At 73.1% G+C, this 5,383-nt stretch carries 4 protein-coding genes; all 4 read left to right on the top strand.

Annotated elements, in window-relative coordinates; all coding sequences use genetic code 11:
* A partial coding sequence (locus WBP48_RS14295) for a methyltransferase (protein ID WP_424441424.1) occupies positions 1–1,417 on the top strand: 1,417 nt, incomplete at its 5' end.
* A 52-nt stretch (positions 1,418–1,469) separates the two neighbouring features.
* Entirely contained in the window at positions 1,470–2,912 is a 1,443-nt protein-coding gene (locus WBP48_RS14290; RefSeq protein WP_424441423.1) for a CCA tRNA nucleotidyltransferase, read from the top strand.
* A gap of 153 nt (positions 2,913–3,065) precedes the next feature.
* Entirely contained in the window at positions 3,066–4,409 is a 1,344-nt protein-coding gene (locus tag WBP48_RS14285) for a GAF domain-containing protein (protein ID WP_424441422.1), read from the top strand.
* 34 nt (positions 4,410–4,443) lie between these two features.
* Positions 4,444–5,383: 4-alpha-glucanotransferase (locus WBP48_RS14280; RefSeq protein ID WP_424441421.1), on the top strand; the 940-nt coding region annotated here is incomplete at its 3' end.

Below are 5,383 nucleotides of genomic sequence, written 5' to 3'. Positions count from 1 at the left end.
GCTGTTGTTCCTGGGCGTCCCGGTCGATGAGGCCGCCGTCGATGCGGCCCTGCCGCGGTTGGGGGCGGGAGGACTCGCTCGGCTGGGCCTGGCCGCGATCGCGGCAGGCAAAGTGAGGCCCCTCGTGCTCGTGCGACCGCAGGACGACGAGGATGCCGGCGCCGGCGGCAGCGACCGGGTGAGCGCGACCGGGTCCGGCCCGTGGTGGATCGCGAGCGATCTCGACGAGGCGGCGCTGAGTGGACAGGGGGGCGGACCCCTTCCCGCCGGTCACGTGCTCGGGGTGGGCCGGGCATCGCTGACGCTCGCGGGGTTGCAGCTGGACACTCCGACCGGCCGCGTGCTCGACGTGGGAACGGGCTCCGGCATCCAGGCCCTGCGGGCACGGCGCACCGCAGCATCCGTCGTCGCGACCGACGTGTCGGAACGTGCACTCGCCTTCACGAGGCTGAACGCACTGCTGAACGGGGTCGACGGGATCGAGACCCGACATGGCGATCTGTTCGAACCCGTCGCCGGCGAACTGTTCGACCGGGTCGTCTCGAATCCGCCGTTCGTCATCACGCCGCGCGTGGCGGGCGTGCCCACGTACGACTACCGCGACGCCGGGCTCGTCGGCGACGACCTCGTCGCCGCGTTCGTCGTCGGCGTCGGCGATGTGCTCGCGCCCGGAGGGACGGCGCAGCTGCTCGGCAACTGGGAGTACCGCGTCGGTGTCGATGGCCTTGACCGTGTGCGTGGCTGGATCGCCGCGTCGGCGGTGCCGATGGAAGCGTGGGTCATCGAGCGCGAGCGGCTCGATCCGCTCGCGTATGCGGAGCTGTGGGTCCGCGACGGAGGCACGGCGCCGGGGACCGCTGGCTACGCGGAGCTCGTCGAGGCCTGGCTGTCCGACTTCGCCTCGCGCGGGGTCTCGGCGATCGGGTTCGGGTACCTGCTGCTGCGGCGCCCGGCATCCGATGCGCCGCCCGCGCGCCTGCAGCGGTACGAGCGGATCGTCCATCCGCTCGGCGCAGGGCTCGGCGCAGGGACCGGCGCGGGGCTCGGACGGCACCTTCGGCAGGCGCTCGAGACGTTCGACGCGCTGGCCGCTCTCGACGACACCGCGCTTGCCTCCGCGCGGCTGATGGTCGCCGGCGACGTGACCGAGGCGCGCCATCATCTGCCGGGCGCCGAGGCCCCGAGCGTCATCGAACTGCGACAGGGCGGCGGCCTCGCGCGCACGATCGAAGTGGACCCGGCGCTCGCCGCCCTCGTCGGCGCCTGTGACGGGGAGCTGACGGTCGGCGCGCTGATCGCTGCGATCGCGGAGCTGCTCGAGGTGGATGCCGCGGCTCTCCGCGCCGACCTGCTGCCGCGCGTGCGGGAGCTGACCTTCACCGGGTTCCTGAACCTGCCGGGGCTTGCTGGGGCTTGAGCGAGTGAGTCGATCGGGGTGCCCGCCGACGGCGACCCGTAGGCTGGAACCCATGCTCAACATGGCCGAGGGACTCGACCGCTTGGGGGCTCTCGCGACCTCGCCGATCATGGCGAGGCTCGGTGCGGCGTTCGCGCAGGCCGGCTTCGAGCTGGCCGTCGTCGGCGGTCCCGTGCGCGACGCGTTGCTCGGCCGGCCCATCAACGACCTCGATCTGACGACCAATGCGCGGCCCGACGACATCCAGCGGATCGTCAAGCCGCACGCCACCGCGACGTGGGACATCGGCCGTGCCTTCGGCACGATCGGCGCAAAGATCTCCGGCCCGGACGGCACCAGCGAACAAGTCGAGATCACGACCTACCGCGCCGACAGCTACGACGGCGTCACTCGCAAGCCCACGGTCTCCTTCGGCGACCGCCTCGAAGACGACCTCGCCCGCCGCGACTTCACGGTGGGGGCGATGGCGTTGCGCCTGCCGGTGCCCGCGCTCGTCGACCCTTCCGGCGGCGTGGAGGATCTCGTCGCCGGCATCCTGCGCACTCCGGGCGACCCCGACGTCAGCTTCGGCGACGATCCGCTGCGGATGCTGCGGGCCGCCCGCTTCGCGAGCCAGCTCGGCTTCGACGTCGCCGATGCCACGCTCAACGCGATGTCACGACTGCGGGAGACGATCGCGATCGTGAGCCCCGAGCGCATCCAGGCCGAGCTCGTCAAGCTGCTCTCGACCGACGACCCGGTCCGGGGCATCCGGATCCTCGTCGACACGGGGCTCATGGCCGAGTTCCTGCCCGAGGTCCCCGCGCTGCGGCTCGAGGTCGACGAGCATCACCACCACAAGGACGTGTACGAGCACTCGCTCACCGTGCTGCGGCAGGCGATCGAGCTGGAGCACGAGCGCCATCCCGGCGCGGCGCCCGACGTGACACTGCGGCTGGCGGCGCTGCTGCACGACATCGGCAAGCCCGCGACCCGCAAGCTCGAGCCCGGCGGCCGTGTCAGCTTCCACCACCACGACGTCAAGGGCGCGCGCCTGGCGCGCAAGCGCCTGCAGGCGCTGCGATTCGACTCGGCGACGACGGATGCCGTCTGCCAGCTCATCGAGCAGCATCTGCGGTTCTTCGGCTACTCCGAAGGCGCGTGGACCGACTCGGCGGTGCGGCGCTACGTCCGCGACGCGGGCGACCAGCTGGAACGGCTGCACATCCTCACCCGCGCCGACGTCACGACCCGCAACGCGAAGAAGGCCGGCCGGCTGCGCCGCGCCTACGACGACATCGAGCGCCGCATCGCGGAACTCGCCGCGCAGGAGGAGCTCGACAGCATCCGCCCCGAGCTCGACGGCAACCGGATCCAGGAGATCCTCGGCATCCGTCCCGGCCGTGAGGTCGGCGAGGCGTACCGGTTCCTGCTGGAGCTGCGCCTCGACGAGGGCGTCATCGGGCCCGATGCGGCCGAGCAGCGCCTCCGGGAGTGGTGGGCTGCGCGGGGCTGACGACGTCACCGTCGCCGCGCCGACCTGCAGGAAAGGCAGGCTGAACCGGCCCCGATCGGCCCGCAGCGGGCTACTGCGTCGGATCCAGCCTGCTTTTGCGACGGATCGCGGCCTACACTTGACGCACTCCCGTCATCGTCGAACGGAGTCGTCGTGCCCTCGTCGTGGTCAGCGCGCCGCGATCTCTCGCCCGAGACGTCGCGTCTGCTCATCGAGCGCGCGCACGAGGAACTGGTCGGAGGCAACGCCGACGACACCCGGTTGCGGCACGTGCGGACGCTCGTGCAGGACTCGTGGCGTCGCGCACTGGCGAACCTCGTCGGTGCCGAGGCGCTACCGCCGCTCGAGCTCACCGCCGAGGAGCTCGAGGCCTACCGCAGCGCCCACCCGCTGGCCGGGGTGATGGACATGATCCGGGCGCTGCTGCTGCCGGATGCCGGCAACGACTCCGGCGTCGTGGTCGCCGTCGGCGACGCCGTCGGCCGGTTGCTGTGGGTCGAGGGTGACCGGAGCGTCCGCGCCCTCACCGGCGATATGGGTTTCGTCGCCGGGGCGAACTGGTCCGAGGAGGCCGTCGGCACCACAGCCCCCGGAACTGCGCTCGCGCTCGGGCGTTCGGTGCAGATCCACGGCGCGGAGCACTTCAACCGGCTCGTGCAGCCGTGGTCGTGCACGGCGGCGCCGGTTCACGACCCCGAGACGCGCCGCATCCTGGGCGTCATCGACGTGACCGGCGGCACCGAAGCCGCCACCCCGCAGGCGCAACTGCTCGTCGACGCGACCGCCCGCGCCGTCGAGAGCGAGTTGCTGGTCGCGCGGTTGCGCGCTCGCGCCGAAGCGCCGGCCGTCCTGAGCGCGCGCCGGAGTCCACGGCATCCGGCACGAACCACCCCGCACGGCATCGTGACCCCGATGCTCCGCGTGCTCGGCCGGGATCGGGCGCTGCTGGAGGCCACCGGTCCGGAGCGCAGCTCCATCACGGAGCTGTCCGCACGGCACGCCGAGATCCTCCTCATGCTGGCCGTGCACCGCCAGGGCCTGTCGGCCGAGCGGCTCGGACACCTGGTCTACGGCGAGGATGCCGAGGGCACCCTCCGCCCGGAGATGGTCCGCCTGCGTCGGTCGCTCCAGCCGGTCGCGCCGCAGCTGGTCCCGGCATCGCGCCCGTACCGGCTCACCTCGCCGCTGCACACCGATGCGCACCAGGTCATCGCCCTGCTCGAGCGTGGCGCCCACCGCGTCGCGCTCGCCGCCTATCGCGGCCGCGTGCTGCCGGATTCGATGTCGCCGGGCGTCGAGGAGTTCCGCGACACGGTCCGGCAGGCGCTCCGCGAGGCGCTGCTGACCGAGGCCTCGGTCGACGTCCTGCTCGCGTATGCCGACACGGACGACGGGGCCGAGGATGCCGAGGTGCTGCGCCTCGCGCTGGAGCTGCTCCCCGCCCGGTCGCCGCGCCGCGCCGGACTGGTCGCGCGGCTGGAGCGGCTCGAGGCCTGACGCGGTGGCAGGATGGGCATGAAGGAGGGCCGAGATGACCGAAGACGCGCCGACCCCCGACCTCGCCCGTCTCGCCGACGCCCACGGGATCGCGACCGCGTACTGGTCGTTCTTCGGTGACCGGGTGACGGTGCCGGCATCCACCCTCCGCGCGGTCCTCCACGCGATGAACGTCGACGCGTCGACGGATGCCGCGGTCAGCGCCGCCCTCGCCGACGCCGAAGACCGCGGCTGGCGCGACCTGCTGCCGCCGTCGCACGTGACCCGCCCCGGCGCGCGCGCCCTGACGGTGCACGTCGCGAACGGTCACGACGTGCACCTCGCGCTCGCCCTGGAGGACGGGTCGTGGCGCGACCTCCCGATCCCCCACCAGCACCCCGTCGCGCGCACGGTCGACGGGGTGACGATGTGGCGGCTCGAGGTGCCGCTGCCGCTCGACCTGCCGCTCGGCTGGCACACGGTGCACGCGTGGCAGTGGCCGTTCGGGGGCGGCGAGGCCGATCGCTCGGCGTCCGCCCCTCTCGTCGTCACGCCGGAGCGGATGCCGGCGCCACCGGTGCGCCCCGGCCGCCGCCGCGGCTGGGGACTCATGGCCCAGCTGTACTCGGTGCGCTCGCGGGCGTCGTGGGGCATGGGTGATTTCGCCGACCTCGGCGATCTTGCGGCGATCGCGGGCGACCGCGGGGCCGACTTCCTGCTGATCAACCCCATCCATGCCGCCGAGGTCACGAGCCCCATCGAGCCGTCGCCGTACCTTCCGGCGACCCGCCGCTTCCTCGCCCCGCTGTACGTGCGCCCCGAGGACATCCGCGAGAGCGCGTACCTGGATGCCGCCGGTCGCGCCGCCGTCGAGGCCGCTCGCGCGCCGGTCGCGGCCGGCGACACCGATCCCGATCGCATCGACCGCGATGCCGTGTGGGCGGCCAAGCGTACGGCGCTCGAGCACATCTTCGCGGTGCCGCTCTCGGCGGCGC

The organism is Microbacterium sp. (assembly GCF_049661145.1).
Lineage (GTDB): Bacteria > Actinomycetota > Actinomycetes > Actinomycetales > Microbacteriaceae > Microbacterium.
Note: the sequence above shows the minus strand (reverse complement) of the source record. Positions and strands in the feature narration are given on the sequence as shown.

What these genes read in the sequence shown, in the direction of transcription:
- WBP48_RS14290 (WP_424441423.1), top strand. Translation starts at nt 1,470, where the DNA reads ATGCTCAACATGGCCGAGGGACTCGACCGCTTGGGGGCTCTCGCGACC.